At 71.6% G+C, this 16,512-nt stretch carries 15 protein-coding genes; 7 read left to right on the top strand and 8 right to left on the bottom strand.

Annotated elements, in window-relative coordinates; genetic code table 11:
* The first annotated feature begins 56 nt into the window (after window positions 1-56).
* From AC07GB_RS16785 to AC07GB_RS16770, 4 genes are all read left to right on the top strand, one after another.
* Window positions 57-638 (top strand): nuclear transport factor 2 family protein, encoded by a 582-nt coding sequence (locus AC07GB_RS16785; protein ID WP_478846096.1) that lies wholly within the window; start codon window positions 57-59, stop codon window positions 636-638.
* A 176-nt stretch (window positions 639-814) separates the two neighbouring features.
* Window positions 815-1,174, top strand: coding sequence for a dihydroneopterin aldolase (gene folB / locus AC07GB_RS16780; protein WP_138961101.1), 360 nt, complete (start codon window positions 815-817; stop codon window positions 1,172-1,174).
* Window positions 1,171-1,767, top strand: coding sequence for a 2-amino-4-hydroxy-6-hydroxymethyldihydropteridine diphosphokinase (folK, locus tag AC07GB_RS16775; RefSeq protein WP_478845959.1), 597 nt, complete (start codon window positions 1,171-1,173; stop codon window positions 1,765-1,767). The genes folB and folK overlap by 4 nt, the downstream gene beginning before the upstream one ends.
* Before the next feature lie 70 nt (window positions 1,768-1,837).
* The gene (locus AC07GB_RS16770) at window positions 1,838-2,326 is read left to right on the top strand and encodes a DUF3180 domain-containing protein (protein ID WP_478845957.1); all 489 of its coding nucleotides are present in this window, start codon (window positions 1,838-1,840) and stop codon (window positions 2,324-2,326) included.
* 337 nt (window positions 2,327-2,663) lie between these two features.
* Here the strand turns inward: AC07GB_RS16770 and folE are convergent, their stop codons facing one another.
* The 6 genes from folE to dacB form a co-directional block, all read right to left on the bottom strand.
* Window positions 2,664-3,269, bottom strand: coding sequence for a GTP cyclohydrolase I FolE (gene folE, locus AC07GB_RS16765; RefSeq protein WP_478845955.1), 606 nt, complete (start codon window positions 3,267-3,269; stop codon window positions 2,664-2,666).
* A 113-nt stretch (window positions 3,270-3,382) separates the two neighbouring features.
* A complete protein-coding gene (ftsH, locus tag AC07GB_RS16760) occupies window positions 3,383-5,446 on the bottom strand; it encodes an ATP-dependent zinc metalloprotease FtsH (protein ID WP_478846094.1) in 2,064 nt (687 codons plus the stop codon).
* Between the two features lie 203 nt (window positions 5,447-5,649).
* Window positions 5,650-6,210, bottom strand: a complete 561-nt coding sequence (hpt, locus tag AC07GB_RS16755) for a hypoxanthine phosphoribosyltransferase (RefSeq protein WP_030679974.1) — start codon at window positions 6,208-6,210, stop codon at window positions 5,650-5,652.
* Window positions 6,211-6,286: 76 nt separating this feature from the next.
* A complete protein-coding gene (gene tilS, locus AC07GB_RS16750; protein ID WP_478845953.1) occupies window positions 6,287-7,372 on the bottom strand; it encodes a tRNA lysidine(34) synthetase TilS in 1,086 nt (361 codons plus the stop codon).
* A 236-nt stretch (window positions 7,373-7,608) separates the two neighbouring features.
* Window positions 7,609-8,730: a zinc-dependent metalloprotease gene (locus AC07GB_RS16745; protein ID WP_478845951.1), complete on the bottom strand. Its 1,122-nt coding sequence runs from the start codon at window positions 8,728-8,730 to the stop codon at window positions 7,609-7,611.
* Window positions 8,731-8,811: 81 nt separating this feature from the next.
* Window positions 8,812-10,323 carry a D-alanyl-D-alanine carboxypeptidase/D-alanyl-D-alanine endopeptidase gene (gene dacB / locus AC07GB_RS16740; protein ID WP_478846092.1) on the bottom strand — a complete coding sequence of 504 codons (1,512 nt, stop codon included), beginning with the start codon at window positions 10,321-10,323 and terminating at the stop codon, window positions 8,812-8,814.
* Between the two features lie 97 nt (window positions 10,324-10,420).
* Here dacB and AC07GB_RS16735 point away from each other — a divergent pair, with 97 nt between their 5' ends.
* Window positions 10,421-10,912: an inorganic diphosphatase gene (locus AC07GB_RS16735; RefSeq protein ID WP_190134044.1), complete on the top strand. Its 492-nt coding sequence runs from the start codon at window positions 10,421-10,423 to the stop codon at window positions 10,910-10,912.
* Window positions 10,913-11,094: 182 nt separating this feature from the next.
* The gene (locus AC07GB_RS16730; RefSeq protein WP_478845949.1) at window positions 11,095-12,753 is read left to right on the top strand and encodes a threonine/serine exporter family protein; all 1,659 of its coding nucleotides are present in this window, start codon (window positions 11,095-11,097) and stop codon (window positions 12,751-12,753) included.
* Window positions 12,754-12,767: 14 nt separating this feature from the next.
* On the opposite strand, the gene AC07GB_RS16725 is transcribed toward AC07GB_RS16730, so the two are convergent.
* On the bottom strand, window positions 12,768-13,946 hold the full coding sequence (locus AC07GB_RS16725; protein WP_478845947.1) for a DedA family protein: 1,179 nt from the start codon (window positions 13,944-13,946) through the stop codon (window positions 12,768-12,770).
* 158 nt (window positions 13,947-14,104) lie between these two features.
* The gene (locus tag AC07GB_RS16720; RefSeq protein ID WP_478845945.1) at window positions 14,105-14,863 is read right to left on the bottom strand and encodes a MerR family transcriptional regulator; all 759 of its coding nucleotides are present in this window, start codon (window positions 14,861-14,863) and stop codon (window positions 14,105-14,107) included.
* Between the two features lie 168 nt (window positions 14,864-15,031).
* Here AC07GB_RS16720 and gad point away from each other — a divergent pair, with 168 nt between their 5' ends.
* The gene (gene gad / locus AC07GB_RS16715; protein WP_478845943.1) at window positions 15,032-16,447 is read left to right on the top strand and encodes a glutamate decarboxylase; all 1,416 of its coding nucleotides are present in this window, start codon (window positions 15,032-15,034) and stop codon (window positions 16,445-16,447) included.
* Window positions 16,448-16,512: the final 65 nt, after the last annotated feature.

Here is a 16,512-nt window from a genome sequence, read left to right as displayed (position 1 = left end):
CCGGCCGCGGCGGCCCCTCCAGCCTGACCACCGCCCTCACCCGCCTCCCCGCGGGCCTGGGGGACGACGAAGACACCGGGGTCGCCGGGGACACCGGAGTCACCGAGGTCTACGCGGACGCCAAGGACACCTCGGCGGCCGACGAAACGGCCGACAGGACGGCCGACGAAACGGCCGACGGGACGGCCTCCGACAGCGGCGGCGAACCCGGCGATCCCGACGGTTTCAGCGACGACCCAGACGGTTTCAGCGACGACCTCGACGGATTCGGCGGCGAGGACGAGGGCGCCGCCGCGATCTCCTGCGTGCACCCGGGCTGGCCGGTGCTCACCGGCCGCGGCGAGGTCCTGCGGTCGTACGCGCTGATCATGGCCAACACCGAGTACATCCAGTTCTTCCTCACCGACGTCCGGGTCAGCGTGGCCGCGGACACGGCCCTGGTCACCTGCACGGAGAACATCCTCAGCGGCGGCCCGGCACCCCGGGACGGCGACGAGCTGGGCCCGCTCGTCGGTCAGCTGGTGGTCGCGACGAACGTGTTCCGCCGCACGTCCGAGGGCTGGAAGCTGTGGTCGCACCACGCCTCGCCCGTCCTCGCGGAATCCGGTGACGACGAGGACGAGGAGACCCCGTCCTGAGGGGGTGGGGCCCCGCCCTGAGTGGGTAGGGGCACCCGCGAACGCCGGCGGCGGAGTCGTCCGGCAGCCCCGCGGGCGATCGCTGTCGGTGCTCGCAGGTAGATTCGAACGTGGCTGGGGTGCCGACCGCACTCGGCAGGGACCGGCCGTACCGACGACTGTCAGGAGTGATTCGCGTGGATCGTGTCGCGCTGCGCGGCTTGAAGGCCCGCGGGCACCACGGTGTCTTTCCGCGGGAGCGCGAGGAAGGCCAGACCTTCATCGTGGACCTGGTCCTGGGCCTGGACACCCGTGCGGCCGCTGCCGACGACGACCTGGCGAAGACCGTGCACTACGGCATCGTGGCGGAGGAGGTCGTGGCCGTCGTGGAGGGCGAGCCGGTGAATCTCATCGAGACGCTCTCCGAGCGCATCGCCCAGGCCTGTCTGAAGCACGACGGCGTCCTGGAGGTCGAGGTCACCGTGCACAAGCCGGACGCCCCGATCACCGTCCCGTTCGACGACGTGACCGTCACCATCACCCGGAGCCGCGTATGAGCCCCCACAGCGACCCCACCGTCCAGCCGGTACCCGCCTCCGTGGTGGAGCAGGTGGACGCCGCCGACACCACGCTCTCGAACCCCCGCCGCGCCGTCCTCTCCCTCGGTGCGAACCTGGGCAACCGCCTGGAGACCCTCCAGGGCGCCGTCGACGCCCTGGAGGACACCCCGGGCCTGCGCGTCAAAGCGGTCTCTCCCGTGTACGAGACGGAGCCCTGGGGCGTCGAGCCCGGCTCGCAGCCCGCGTACTTCAACGCGGTGGTGGTCGTGAAGACCACGCTCCCCCCGGCCTCGCTCCTGGAGCGCGCGCAGGCCGTCGAGGAGGCCTTCCACCGCGTCCGTGACGAGCGCTGGGGCGCGCGCACGCTCGACGTGGACATCGTGGCGTACGCCGACGTCGTCTCGGACGACCCGGCGCTCACCCTGCCCCACCCGCGCGCGCACGAGCGGGCCTTCGTGCTCGTCCCGTGGCACGACGTGGAGCCCGAGGCGCGGCTCACCGGCCGCGGCCCGGTGGCGGATCTGCTCGCGAGCGTCACCCGCGAGGGCGTCACGCCGCGCGCCGACCTGGAACTCCGCCTGCCCGAGTAGTCGTTAGGGTCTACCGAGAAGGCGGCAGCGGACAGCGGCGAAGACAGACGCAAAAGGGGCGACCTCCGGTATGAAGCAACTGCGCGTGAGGACGCTGGCAGGTCTCTTCGTCGTCGCCGGGGTGCTCTCCTGGGCCGGCGCCCGGCTGTGGAACTCGGTGGGCACGCTGCCCCGCGTGCCCCTCGCCGCGCCCATCGTGCTCGCCGTGATCGCCGTGGTGCTCCTCGCCACGGCGATCTCGCTGCGCGCCCGGCTGCGGGCCCAGCGCGAGCGGCGGCCAGGGGCCAAGGGCGTCGAGCCGCTGATGGCGGCCCGCGCGGTGGTCTTCGGCCAGGCGAGCGCCCTGGTCGCGGCCCTGGTCTGCGGGATGTACGGCGGCGTGGGCGCCTTCCTGCTCGAGTTCCTCGACATCCCCGACCGCCGCGACCAGGCGTACTACGCGGGCTTCTCGGTGGTCGCGGGCATCGGCGTGATAGCGGCCGCGTTCTTCTTGGAGCGCGTGTGCAAGCTGCCGGAGAACGGCGACGACGAACACGGGGGCGCAGCCCCGGCGGCCTGACCGCCCCCCACCACCTGGCCCGTACCGCCACCCCGGCCCGGCTGTCCCGGCGGCGTGACACACCGCGCCGCACCCGAGCGGCACGCACCGGACACTCCGGGACGCCGGCGGCACGCACCGGACCCCAGCGGCACGCACCGGGCCCCGGCGGCACGCACCTGGCCCCACCCGCGTGAACCGGACCCCAGCGGCGGAACCCGGGCACCCCCGCCTGCCCCCAGCAGCCCCCACCCGGCGCCTCAAGACGTCTCAAGGGCCCCACAGACGCCCACGGCCCTCCGGGGAGCCCGGGCTCCCCGGAGGGCCGTGGGCGTCGCCTACGCGCCTCTCAGCCGCCTCAGCGCGCCAGTATCAAGCTCATCGCCTCGGCCCGGGTCGTCGCGTCCCTGAGCTGGCCGCGCACCGCCGACGTCGTGGTCTTGGCGCCGGGCTTGCGGATGCCGCGTACCGACATGCACATGTGCTCGGCCTCCACGACGACGATCGCGCCGCGCGCCTCCAGGATGCGCATCAGGGAGTCGGCGATCTGCGTGGTCAGCCGCTCCTGGACCTGCGGGCGGCGGGCGTACACGTCCACGAGCCGGGCCAGCTTCGACAGACCCGTGATCTTGCCGGTGTCCGCCGGGATGTAGCCGACGTGCGCCACGCCGTGGAACGGCAGCAGGTGGTGCTCGCAGAGGCTGACGATCTCGATGTCCTTCACCAGGACCATCTCGTCGTGGCCCAGGTCGAACGTGGTCGTCAGGACGTCCTCGGGCTCCTGGCGGAGCCCGGAGAGTATCTCCCGGTAGGCGCGCGCCACGCGGGCCGGCGTCTCGCGCAGGCCCTCGCGATCCGGGTCCTCGCCGACCGCGATCAGCAGCTCCCGCACGGCGTTCTCGGCGCGCTTCTCGTCGAACTCGCCGATCGAGCCCTCGCCGGCCAGCGTCACGGGGTCGGTCATCTGTGCCTCGTTCCTGGTTCCTGGTACTTGCGGACGGCCGAAAAAAGCCGTGCCCCCCAGGCTAGAACCAGGGGGGCACGGCATCCATTCCGGGCCTGCTGAGGCGCGCGGGATCAGCTCTCGGGGCGGTCCTCCGGGGCCACCTCGATGGACTGGGTCTCACCGCTGGACGCGGTGGAACCGGTGGAGCCCGCAGAGGCGCTGGAGGCGGTCACCGCGGGGGCGGAGCCGTTCGCGCCGTTCGTCAGGGACAGCTCCTTGGGCGAGAGCACCGGCGGGCGGGTCGACGGCGTACGCCGCGTGGAACCCGTCCAGGCCGGTCGGGCCGGGCGCTTGACGATCGGGGCGAAGACCTCGGCGATCTCCTCCTTGCCGAGGGTCTCCTTCTCGAGCAGCGCGAGGACGAGGTTGTCCAGGACGTCGCGGTTCTCGACGAGGATCTCCCAGGCTTCGTTGTGCGCGGTCTCGATGAGCTTCTTGACCTCTTCGTCGACCAGCGCCGCGACCTCTTCCGAGTAGTCGCGCTGGTGCGCCATCTCGCGCCCGAGGAACGGCTCGGTGTTGTCGCCGCCGAACTTGATCGCGCCGAGCCGCTCGGTCATGCCGTACTGCGTGACCATCGCGCGGGCCGTGGCGGTGGCCTTCTCGATGTCGTTGGCCGCACCGGTGGTCGGGTCGTGGAAGACCAGCTCCTCCGCCGCGCGGCCGCCCAGCATGTAGGCCAGCTGGTCGAGCATCTCGTTGCGCGTGGTGGAGTACTTGTCCTCGTCCGGCAGGACCATCGTGTAGCCGAGGGCACGGCCGCGGGACAGGATCGTGATCTTGTGCACCGGGTCGGAGTTCGGGGAAGCCGCCGCGACCAGGGCGTGTCCGCCCTCGTGGTACGCGGTGATCTTCTTCTCCTTGTCGGACATGATCCGGGTCCGCTTCTGCGGGCCCGCCACGACGCGGTCGATGGCCTCGTCCAGCATGTGGTTGTCGATGAGCTTCTTGTCGCTGCGGGCGGTGAGCAGCGCCGCCTCGTTCAGCACATTGCTCAGGTCCGCGCCGGTGAAGCCCGGGGTGCGGCGGGCGACCGCCGCGAGGTCGACGTCCGGAGCGACCGGCTTGCCCTTCTGGTGGACCTTGAGGATCTCCAGACGGCCCTGCATGTCCGGGCGGTCGACGGCGATCTGCCGGTCGAAGCGGCCGGGCCGCAGGAGGGCCGGGTCGAGGATGTCCGGGCGGTTCGTGGCGGCGATCAGGATGACGCCGCCCTTCACGTCGAAGCCGTCCATCTCGACGAGCAGCTGGTTGAGCGTCTGCTCGCGCTCGTCGTGACCGCCGCCGAGCCCGGCGCCGCGGTGGCGGCCGACGGCGTCGATCTCGTCGACGAAGACGATCGCCGGGGCGTTCGCCTTGGCCTGCTCGAAGAGGTCACGGACACGGGAGGCACCGACACCGACGAACATCTCGACGAAGTCGGAACCGGAGATCGAGTAGAACGGGACGCCCGCCTCGCCCGCGACGGCGCGCGCGAGGAGCGTCTTGCCCGTACCGGGCGGGCCGTAGAGCAGCACGCCCTTGGGGATCTTGGCGCCGACGGCCTGGAACTTGGCGGGCTCCTGGAGGAACTCCTTGATCTCGTGGAGCTCCTCGACCGCCTCGTCCGAACCGGCGACGTCGGCGAACGTCGTCTTGGGGGTGTCCTTGGTGATGAGCTTGGCCTTGGACTTGCCGAAGTTCATGACCCGGCTGCCGCCGCCCTGCATCTGATTCATCAGGAACAGGAAGACGACGACGATGAGGACGAAGGGGAGCAGGGAGAGCAGGATGCCGACGAACGGGTTCTGCTTCGACGGCGACACCGTGTAGCCGTCGGGGATCTGCTTGTCCTGGTACTTGGCCTGCAAGGACTTGGCGATGTCGACGCCCTGGTCGCCGATATAGCTCGCCTGGACCTTGCTGCTGCCCTTGACCTTCTGGCCGTCCTTCAGCTCGACCTTGATGGTGTGGTCATCACCGGTGGTCAGCTTCGCCGACTTGACCTTGTTCTGGTCGATGGCCTGCACGACCTGGCCGGTGTCCACTGTCTTGTAGCCGCCGCCCGAACCGACGACCTGCATCAACACGACCACGGCAAGGACGGCCAGGACGATCCACATGACTGGCCCACGGAAGTATCGCTTCACGTCCATCCACACGGAGCGATGACGCTCCGTACCTCCTGCCATAGTGAGTTTGATAAAAGACTGTTCTTCGGACGGTACCCCAGCATTGTGACCCGAAGCCGCACGGGACGGCTGGCAATCCCGCCTTCGCATGCTCCAACGGCGGGAAACGGCTGGGGGTTCCCGGGCGTCTTACGCCGCCCGGGCCTCCCCGCGCAAGTCGGGCGCCGTCAGCCGCCGTACACGTGCGGGGCGAGCGTGCCCACGAACGGCAGGTTGCGGTACTTCTCCGCGTAGTCCAGGCCGTAGCCGACGACGAACTCGTTCGGGATGTCGAAGCCCACCCACTCGACGTCGATCGCGACCTTCGCGGCCTCCGGCTTGCGCAGCAGCGTGCACACCTTGAGGGACGCGGGCTCGCGCGAGCCGAGGTTGGACAGCAGCCACGACAGGGTCAGGCCGGAGTCGATGATGTCCTCGACGATCAGGACGTGCTTGCCCTTGATGTCGGTGTCGAGGTCCTTGAGGATCCGGACCACTCCGGAGGACTGGGTGCCCGCGCCGTACGACGACACGGCCATCCAGTCCATGGTGACCGGGGTGGACAGGGCGCGAGCCAGGTCCGCCATGACCATGACGGCGCCCTTCAGCACGCCGACGATGAGCAGGTCCTTGCCCGCGTACTCCGCGTCGATCTTCGCGGCCAGCTCGGCCAGCTTCGCGTCGATCTCTTCCTTGGTGATGAGCACCGACTGGAGGTCGGTGCCCATGTCTTTCGCGTCCACCCGCATCACTTTCGGTCGTCCCACCGGCCCGCGGAGAAGAGTCGGGAAAACAGCTGGAACCAGTTGCCACCGGTCTTCCGCGTCAGCCTTGCCGGATCACCAGTCTGCCACCCTGCCGCTGAGCGACGACTTTGCCCGGGAGATTGATGGCCCCCTGGCCGCGCCATCCGGTGATGAGCCGGTCGACCTCTTCGATGTGCCGGGCGAACAGCGCGCCCGCCGGAGCACCGGCCTCGATGGCCGCCCGCCGCACGATGCGGCGGCGCACCGCGGGCGGGAGGGCGAAGAGCTTCGCGCACTCCAGGCGCCCGGACGCGTCCCGCACGGACGTCTCGGCCTGGGCGGCCCAGGCGTCGAGCGCGTCGGCGTCGTCCCGGGAGAGCTGGGCCGTACGGGCGAGGGCCTCCACGACACCCTTGCCGAGCGCCTTCTCCAGGGCGGGCAGGCCCTCGTGGCGCAGGCGGGAGCGGGTGTAGGCCGGGTCCGCGTTGTGCGGGTCGTCCCAGACCGGCAGGGACTGGACCATGCACGCCTTGCGCGCGGTCTGCCGGTCGATGTGCAGGAACGGCCGGCGGTAGCGGCCGCGGGTGCCGGACACGGCGGCCATGCCGGACAGGGAGCGGATGCCGGAGCCGCGCGCGAGACCGAGCAGGACCGTCTCGGCCTGGTCGTCGCGGGTGTGCCCGAGCAGCACGGCGGCGGCGCCGTGCCGGTCGGCGACGGCGTCCAGGGCCGCGTACCGGGCGTCGCGGGCGGCGGCCTCGGGGCCGCCGTCACGGCCCACCGACACGGCGAGCGACTCGACCGGGTCGAGGCCGAGGGTGGTCATGCGCGCGACGACCTCGGCGGCGCGCAGGTCGGAGCCCGCCTGGAGGCCGTGGTCGACGGTGACGGCACCGGCGCGGATGCCCAGCTTGGGGGCCTCGAAGGCGAGGGCGGAGGCGAGCGCCATGGAGTCGGCGCCGCCCGAGCACGCCACGAGCACGAGCGGCGAGGGGGGCGGCTCGTGTGCGGGGCCCACCGTGTGGGGGGTGTGGGGGGCGTGCGCGTCTGCGTGGGGGGAGTGCGGGGAGTCGAGTTCGCGCTGGGCGGCGACGTCGGTCAGTACGTCGTGAAGTACGCGGCGGACCGCCAGGCGTATCGCCGCGACCGCAGGATGGGGACCCATTCCGGTTGGTTCCCTTCATGAAGTTCGGGGGTGAGCCTCGGGGCTGTCACTCAGCGCCCTCGCGTGGGGGTCGCGAGGTACGGATCCCATGATCCCCACACAATCGGTCACTGAGAGTGTGTCGATGGTGACAGAACCGAGCCGTTACCCGAGCATTGCACGCCTACCCATGGCTCACGGTCCCTCGGACGGGTGATAACGGGGGCGTTCTCCTGCCGTCGGCCGCATCTGTTCGCTCAGTCTGCCTTACGGTGCACCCGCGCGACCCAGTCCGCTGGTTTGGCGATCTCCGCCTTGGTGGGAAGTGTGTTCGGAGAGGTCCATACGCGGTTGAAGCCGTCCATGCCGACCTCGTCGACGACGGCCCGCACGAAGCGCTCCCCGTCGCGATACTGCCGCAGCTTGGCGTCCAGGCCGAGCAGCTTGCGCAGCGCCTGGTCCAGGCGGCTCGCACCGCGCTGGCGGCGCTCCTTGAACTTCTCCCGGATCTCACCGACGGACGGCACGACGCCGGGGCCCACGCCGTCCATCACGTAGTCCGCGTGGCCCTCCAGGAGGGACATCACGGCCGTCAGGCGGGCCAGGATCTCGCGCTGCGTGGGCGTCTGGACCAGGTCCACGAAGGAGCGGCCGCCGTCGTCCTCCTCGGCCTCGGGGCGCCCGCCCGCGAGGCTCTGCGCGGCCTCCCTGATGCGCTCCAGGACGGTCATCGGGTCCACCTCGGTCTCCCCGAGGAACGCCTGGATCTCACTCTCCAGGTGGTCGCGCAGCCACGGCACGGACGAGAACTGGGTACGGTGCGTCTCCTCGTGCAGGCACACCCAGAGGCGGAAGTCGTGCGGGTCGACGTCCAGTTCGCGCTCCACGTGCACGATGTTCGGCGCCACGAGGAGGAGCCTGCCGCCGCCGTTCGCCCCCGCGGGCAGTTCGCGGGTGGCCGGGGCGAAGGTCTCGTACTGGCCGAGGACACGGGACGCGAGGAAGGACAGCAGCATGCCCAGCTCCACGCCCGTCACCTTGCCGCCGACCGCGCCGAGGACGGCGCCGCCCGGACCGCTGCCGCGGCGGTCCCTCATCTTCTCCAGGAGGGGCTTGAGGACCTCCCGGAACCCTGCCACGTTCGCCCGGACCCAGCCCGCGCGGTCGACCACGAGGACGGGCGTGTCATGGGTCTCGTCCGTCCCCATCCTGGTGAAGGAACGGACGTGCTCCTCCGAGGACTTGGCGTGCCGGCGCAGCTCCGCGACCACGGCGCGGGCCTCGTCCCGGCTCACCTCCGGGCCCGGCCGCACGAGCCGGGTCGCGGTCGCCACCGCGAGATTCCAGTCGACCATCTCCGCACCACCGAGGCTCGTCATGTGTCAACGGTACGTGGTCGGCCGCGCGCGCGTACCGGGTTGGGGCGCCCTTCGGCCGGGCTCACGGCCCCGCGGGGCGCGTCAGGAGGCGCAGCCGCAGGCGGCTGTCGCCGAGGCCATGGCGTCCAGGGCCGCCTGGGCGCCGGTCGCGTCCGTGGTGCCCGTCGTCATGAAGGCGAAGGCGAGCAGCCGCCCGTCGGCGGTGACGACCGTGCCGGCCAGGGCGTTGACGCCCGTGAGCGTGCCGGTCTTGGCGCGGACCAGGCCCGTGCCCGGCGACCCCTTCGGGTAGCGGTCGACGAGGGTGCCGGTGAAGCCCGCGACGGGCAGTCCCGTGACCACGGAGCGCAGCTCCGGGTGGTCGCGGTCGGCGGCGCGGGCGAGCAGCGCGGCGAGCAGGTCCGCGCTGAGCAGGTCCTCGCGGTCGAGGCCGCTGCCGTCGGCGAACTCGGCCCCCGACAAGGGGAGGTCGAGCTTCTTCAGCCGGGCCCGGACGGCCTGGGAGCCGCCGGCGAAGCTCGGCCGCTCCCCGCTCGCCCGGGCGGTCTCGCGCGCGAGGGCCTCGGCGATGTCGTTGTCGCTGTGGGTCAGCATGCGCTCGACGAGCACGGAGAGGGCGGGCGAGGAGGTCCGTGCCAGCTTGGCCGCGCGCGGGGAGGCCTTGGCGGGGCCGGGGTCGCCCTGCACGTCGACGCCCCGCTCGCGCAGCAGGTCCGCGAACTTGCGGGCGGCGTCCGCCGCCGGGTCGGTGCTGCGCGGGGCGGGGCCCGACGTGGAGTCGTCGAGGCGGCCCTCGTCGACCATGAGGGGGCTGACCGGCGTGATGTTCTCGTTCGGTCCGATGGGGTGCTGTGCGGGGCCCGCGTACCGGGAGGTGTCGTACGAGAGGGTCACCCGGCCCTTGGTGCCGCGCTTCTTCAGGGCGCGGGCCGTGTCGTCGGCCAGCTCGCGCAGATCGGCGAAGCCCGTCACGTAGCGGCCCTCCTTGCGCGCGGTCAGCGTGGGGTCGCCGCCGCCGACCAGGACGACCTTCCGGGAGCCGCGTTCCAGGACGGTGCGCGTGGTGAGGCGGTGATCGGGGCCCACGGCGGAGAGCGCGGCCACGGCTGTAGCGATCTTGGTGGTGGAGGCGGGTGTCAGGGCGTCGCCCGCGCGCTCGCCGTACAGGCGCTTGCCGGTGGTGACGTCGACGACGACCGCGGAGCGCTCGGGGCCGAGCGCCCGGTCCTTCAGGACCGGCTCCAGGACGTCGGAGAGCGCCTTGCCGCCCGGCTTCGCGCGCGCGGGGGCGCCGAGCCCGGCGAGCACGGCAGGGGCGCTCGGAGCGGCCTCCGGGCCCCCCGTTCCCGGAAAGCCAAGGTGATCTGCGCCACCCCCGGCCTCCTGAGAGGCGGCGGAGCGACGCTCCGCCGTACGCTGACCGGAGGAGTCCCAGGGCCCGGCCGCGGTGACCGCCACGGCCGCGACGGCGAGGCCCACGGCGGCGGAGCCTGTCGTGACCTGCCATGTCTTGGCTGTCCGGAGTTGCCCGGCAGGCCTGACGGCAAGCCGCCGCAGCAGCGGCAGCGGCCGCCGGAGCCACCGCCAAGTCATGCGCTCGTCCACGACGACCTGCCCCTTTCGCGATCACACATCTGCGTGAGGGACACTTAACCACCCGAAGTATGTGCTGATCATGGAGGAGCCACCCGTGGAGTTCGACGTCACCATCGAGATTCCGAAGGGTTCGCGGAACAAGTACGAGGTCGACCACGAGACCGGCCGTATCCGCCTGGACCGTCGACTCTTCACGTCCACCAGCTACCCGGCGGACTACGGCTTCGTCGAGAACACCCTGGGCGAGGACGGCGACCCGCTGGACGCCCTGGTGATCCTGGACGAGCCGACCTTCCCCGGTTGCCTCATCAAGTGCCGCGCGATCGGCATGTTCCGGATGACCGACGAGGCGGGCGGCGACGACAAGCTGCTCTGCGTCCCGGCCTCCGACCCGCGCGTCGAGCACCTGCGCGACATCCACCACGTGTCCGAGTTCGACCGCCTGGAGATCCAGCACTTCTTCGAGGTCTACAAGGACCTGGAGCCCGGCAAGTCCGTCGAGGGCGCCGACTGGGTCGGCCGTGCCGACGCCGAGGCCGAGATCGAGGCCTCGTACAAGCGCTTCCAGGCCAACGGCGGCCACTGAGCCTCAGGTACACCGACGGGCCGCGTGACCCCCACTGGGGTCACGCGGCCCGTTTGTGCGTTCGGAAGCATACTGAGATGAATGAAAACGGTAAGCATCAATTGAGGCACCCCGACGGCGGGTGACCACGTACGCGAGAGCGGCGCCGGCTTCGGCGCAAAGAGGGGAGCGAGGCGGCGCCGGTGGCTGACCCGGAGGACGAGGACCGCAAGCCGCAGTCGGACGAGGCGCGCAGCGCCTTCGCTCCGGTGGGCGGGGTCGAGCAGGCAGTGGCACCGGAGGAGGACCATCCGTCCTCGGAGTTCACGATCCCCACGGGGCTGAGGATTCCCCCCGCGCCCGAGGACAAGGAGTCCTCGGCCTTCACCACGCCGCCTGCCTACGACGCGCGGCAGTCGCCGCCCGCCTTCACGCCACCCGGCGGGGTGCCGGTGGTCCGGCTCACCAAGGAAGCGCCCTGGCAGGACCGGATGCGCACGATGCTGCGCACCCCGGTCGCCGAGCGCCCGGCCCCCGAGGCCACCCAGCGCCACGAGGACGACTCGGGGCCCGCCGTGCCGCGCGTGCTCGACCTGACGCTGCGCATCGGCGAGCTGCTGCTCGCGGGCGGCGAGGGCGCCGAGGACGTGGAGGCGGCGATGTTCGCCGTCACGCACGCGTACGGCCTCGACCGCTGCGAGCCGAACGTCACGTTCACGCTGATCGCCATCTCGCACCAGCCGTCGCTCGTCGACGACCCCGTCACGGCGTCGCGTACGGTACGCCGCCGGGGCACCGACTACACCCGCCTCCAGGCCGTCTACCGGCTCGTCGACGACATCAGCTCCGAAGAGGTCGACGTCTCCCCCGAGGAGGCCTACCGGCGCCTCGCGGAGATCCGGCGCAATCGCCACCCCTACCCGGGGTGGGCCCTCACGGCGGCCGGCGGGCTGCTCGCGGGCGCGGCGTCCGTGCTCGTCGGCGGCGGGCTCGTGGTGTTCGTCGCCGCGGCGATCGGCGCGATGCTCGGCGACCGGCTCGCGTGGCTGTGCGCGGGGCGCGGGCTTCCGGAGTTCTACCAGTTCGTGGTGGCGGCGATGCCGCCCGCCGCGATGGGCGTGGCCATCAGCCTGCTCGACCTCCAGGACGTACGGGCCTCCGCGGTGATCACCGGTGGGCTCTTCGCGCTGATCCCGGGGCGGGCCCTGGTCGCGGGCGTGCAGGACGGCCTGACCGGGTACTACATCACCGCCGCCGCCCGGCTCCTGGAGGTCGGGTATCTGATCGTCGGGATCGTCTGCGGCGTCCTGATCGTGCTCTATCTGGGCGTGCAGCTGGACGCGGGCCTCAACCCGGAGACGTCGATCCACTCCACCGACCGGCCGCTGATCCAGATCCTCGCGTCCATGGCGCTGAGCTGCGCCTTTGCCATCCTGCTCCAGCAGGAACGTTCCACCGTGCTGCTCGTGACCCTGAACGGCGGCGTGGCCTGGGTCGTGTTCGGCGCCCTCGCCCGGGCCGGGGACATCTCGCCGGTGGCCGCGACGGCCGTCGCGGCGGGTCTGGTGGGCCTGTTCGGGCAGATGCTCTCGCGCTACCGGTTCGCGTCCGCGCTGCCGTACGTGACGGCGGCGATCGGCCCGCTGCTGCCGGGCAGCGCCACGTACTTCGGGCTCCTGGAGATCGCCCGGAACAACCTGAACCCGGGGCTCGCCTCGCTGTCCAAGGCGGCGGCGCTCGCCCTCGCCATCGCAATAGGGGTGAACCTGGGCGGGGAGCTGTCGCGGCTCTTCCTCAAGGGGCCGCGGCCGCGGCAGGAGGCCCAGGGGCGCCGCGCGGCCAAGCGGACGCGCGGCTTCTAGTCCGTCCTGCCCGGTCAGTACCGGGGGTGGCCCTGCTGGGGCTCGTCGGGGTGCTGCGGCTGCTGGTGGCCGCCCTGCTGGTGGCCCTGCTGGCGCGGGGGCTGCTGGTACTGGCCCTGCTGGTGAGGGTAGGGCTGCTGCTGGGCCTGGTACTGCTGGCTGTCCGCCGGGGCGCCGGTGCCGTACTGCCCCTCGTACTGCCCCTCGTACTGGTTGCCGTACTGGCCGCCGTACTGGTTGTCCTGGGGGTACTGCTGCTGGTGCTGGTACTGCTGCTGGCCCTCGTACTGCGGGGCGTACTGCTGGTGGTCCGTCTGGCCGCCGTACTGCTGGTGCGGGTACTGCTGGGGGTACTGCTGCTGGTGCTGGGCCGGGTACTGCGGCTGCTGGGCCTGGTACTGGGACTGGTCGGGGTACTGGCCCGGGTACTGGTGCTGCTGGTGCTGGTGCTGCTGGCCGGGGTACTGCGGCTGCTGCGGCTGCTGCGGCTCGTACTGCCGGGCGGCCTCGGGGGTGCTCGCGGTGGCGTCGTCCTGGGCGGCCGGGGACGCCGGGGCCTGGGCGGCGGCCTTCTTCTTCTGCGAGCGGGCCCGCAGGAACTCGATGATGATCGGCACCACCGAGATGAGGACGATCAGGATGAGGATCGCCTCGATGTTCTTGTGGACGAACTCGTGCTTGCCGAGCCAGGCGCCGAGCAGCGTGACACCCGCGCCCCACAGGATGCCGCCGATGACGTTGAACGTGATGAACGAGCGGTAGCGCATGCCGCTGACGCCCGCGATGATCGGCGTGAACGTGCGCACGATCGGCACGAAACGGGCCAGGACGAGGGACTTCGGGCCGTGCTTCTCGAAGAACTCGTGCGCTTTCGTCACGTTCTCCTGCTTGAAGAGGCGGGAGTCCGGGCGGTTGAACAGCGAGGGGCCGACCTTCTTGCCGAACAGATAGCCCGCCTGGTCACCGAGGACCGCCGAGATGGAGATCAGCACGCAGGCCAGCCAGAGAGGGACGTCCAGCTTGCCCGTCGTGATCAGCAGGCCCGTGGTGAACAGGAGCGAGTCGCCCGGCAGGAAGAAGCCGATGAGCAGCCCCGACTCGGCGAAGACGATGAGGAGCAGGCCCCAGAGACCGAACTGGTTCAGCAGGTAGTCCGGATCCAACCAGGTTGGTCCGAGCGCAAGCGTCTGCACGGTTCCGGGCTCCTGTGGGTGTGAGGGGTGCGGCTGGGGGCGCGGCGCCGCCGCGCCGCCCAAAGCTATCAACGCCGGGCGGGAGCGGCGGGTTCCATCGTGCGGTCCAGGGGCCCGCGCGGGCCTGGCGCGCGGCTCCCCGCGCCCCCTTTGCGGCGCTACGCGTGCCGTGCCGCGTTCGCCGCGATGGCGTCGCGCAGGTAGACCGCCAGGCCCGGGCGGATGGCGTCGTACGTGGCCGTGAAGCGCGGGTCGTCCACGTACATGGCGCCCAGGCACGCGTGCATCTCGTGCGAACAGTCGTAGTAGCTCTCGTGGATCAGCAGCCGGTGGGCCTCGGCCGCGTCCATGGCCTCCGGGGACGCGGCGGGCGTACCGGCGTCGAGCAGGTCCGCCACGCGCGCGTGGAGGGCGTCCATGCTGTCGTTGATCCGCTGCCAGTCCTCCTTGGTGTACGCGGCCGTACGGCGGCGCGACTCGGCGTAGGCCTCCGTGTTGCCCCAGCGGCTCTGCACCTCGTCCTCGTACTGGTCGGGATCGAAGTCTCCGAAGACCTCGAACTTCTCCTCGGGCGTGAGGTTGATCCCCATGCGTCTCGCCTCCATGGCGGTCTCGACAGCGGCTGCCATCTCCTGGAGCCTCTCGATGCGCTCGGTGAGCAGCCCGTGCTGGCGCCGCAGGTGCTCCCGCGGGTCGGCGTCGGGGTCGTCGAGCAGCGCGGCGATCTCGTCGAGCTGGAAGCCCAGCTCTCGGTAGAACCGGATCCGCTGGAGCCGGTCGAGGTCGGCGTCGCTGTAGCGCCGGTGGCCCGCGTGGCTGCGCCCGCCGGGCACCAGGAGGCCGATCTCGTCGTAGTGGTGCAGGGTGCGCACCGTGACCTTGGCGACGGCCGCCACCTGTCCGACGGAGTAGCTCACCGCTGTCTCCTTTCCTTCTGACGTCGACAAGCCTGGATCCTCACGTCGCGTGAGGTGCAAGCCCAGGATGCTCCAGGTGTTGTGCCGGTTTTGTCCGCTTACAGTGGCCGGAAGGGCCCGGGTGGGCGTGGAGGAGCCCTCAAGAGCCGACCTTCGGGAGGCACCGCCGTGTCGCTGCACCGTGGCACCGACGAGGGCGGCGACGCGCGCCCGCTGTCCGTGAACCCGTTCTTCGGCGAGGCGAACCCGGCGGGCGGCATGACCGAGGCCCCGCCCAAGCACCGCCTCCCCAAGGACCCGATGGCGCCGTCCACGGCGTACCAGCTGGTCCACGACGAGCTGATGCTCGACGGCAACTCCCGGCTCAACCTCGCCACCTTCGTCACCACCTGGATGGAGCCGCAGGCCGGCGTGCTGATGGCGGAGTGCCGGGACAAGAACATGATCGACAAGGACGAGTACCCGCGCACGGCCGAGCTGGAGCGGCGCTGCGTGGCGATGCTCGCCGACCTGTGGAACGCGCCGGACCCGGCGGCCGCCGTGGGCTGCTCGACGACCGGGTCGAGCGAGGCGTGCATGCTCGCGGGCATGGCGCTCAAGCGCCGCTGGGCGAAGCGCAACGCCGACCGGTATCCGTCCCGCGAGGCCCGGCCCAACCTCGTCATGGGCGTGAACGTGCAGGTGTGCTGGGAGAAGTTCTGCGCCTTCTGGGAGGTGGAGGCGCGGCAGGTCCCCATGGAGGGCGACCGGTACCACCTCTCCCCGGAGGCCGCGGCCGCGCTCTGCGACGAGAACACGATCGGGGTCATCGCCGTCATGGGGTCCACGTTCGACGGTTCGTACGAGCCCGTGGCGGACGTCTGCGCGGCCCTCGACGCGCTCCAGGAGCGCACGGGGCTCGATGTGCCCGTGCACGTGGACGGGGCCTCCGGCGCGATGGTGGCGCCCTTCCTCGACGAGGACCTGGTGTGGGACTTCCGGCTGCCGCGCGTGGCGTCGATCAACACCTCCGGGCACAAGTACGGGCTCGTCTACCCCGGGGTCGGCTGGGCGCTGTGGCGCACGGCGGCCGAGCTTCCGGAGGAGCTGGTCTTCCGCGTGAACTACCTGGGCGGTGACATGCCGACCTTCGCCCTGAACTTCTCCCGGCCCGGGGCGCAGGTCGTCGCGCAGTACTACACCTTCCTGCGGCTCGGCCGGTCCGGGTACCGGGCGGTGCAGCAGGCCTCGCGGGACGTGGCGCGGGGGCTCGCCGGGCAGGTCGAGGCCCTCGGCGACTTCCGGCTCCTCACGCGCGGGGACGAGCTGCCGGTGTTCGCCTTCACGACGGCGGACGGCGTGCGCGCGTACGACGTCTTCGACGTGGCGCGCCGACTGCGGGAGCGGGGGTGGCTGGTGCCCGCCTACACCTTCCCCCCGCACCGCGAGGACCTGGCGGTGCTGCGGGTGGTGTGCCGCAACGGCTTCTCCGCCGACCTCGCGGGACTGTTCGCGGATGACCTGCGGCGGCTGCTGCCCGAGCTGCGCCGGCAGCCGGGGCGGCTGGCGGGGGACCGGAGGGGGGCGTCGGGGTTCCACCACTGAGGCGGGCCCGCGCGGGGCGCCCCTTCCCGAACCGGGGGCAGAGCCCTCAGGAATCGGGAAGGGGC

Source organism: Streptomyces sp. NPDC045778 (assembly GCF_056431945.1).
Note: the sequence above shows the minus strand (reverse complement) of the source record. Positions and strands in the feature narration are given on the sequence as shown.

Coding starts and splice junctions, on each gene's coding strand:
- AC07GB_RS16745 (WP_478845951.1), bottom strand. CDS start 8,730: ATGACGAGCCTCGGTGGTGCGGAGATGGTCGACTGGAATCTCGCGGTG.
- folK (WP_478845959.1), top strand. CDS start 1,171: ATGAGCCCCCACAGCGACCCCACCGTCCAGCCGGTACCCGCCTCCGTG.
- dacB (WP_478846092.1), bottom strand. CDS start 10,323: ATGACTTGGCGGTGGCTCCGGCGGCCGCTGCCGCTGCTGCGGCGGCTT.
- folE (WP_478845955.1), bottom strand. CDS start 3,269: ATGACCGACCCCGTGACGCTGGCCGGCGAGGGCTCGATCGGCGAGTTC.
- AC07GB_RS16770 (WP_478845957.1), top strand. CDS start 1,838: ATGAAGCAACTGCGCGTGAGGACGCTGGCAGGTCTCTTCGTCGTCGCC.
- hpt (WP_030679974.1), bottom strand. CDS start 6,210: ATGCGGGTGGACGCGAAAGACATGGGCACCGACCTCCAGTCGGTGCTC.
- tilS (WP_478845953.1), bottom strand. CDS start 7,372: ATGGGTCCCCATCCTGCGGTCGCGGCGATACGCCTGGCGGTCCGCCGC.
- ftsH (WP_478846094.1), bottom strand. CDS start 5,446: ATGGACGTGAAGCGATACTTCCGTGGGCCAGTCATGTGGATCGTCCTG.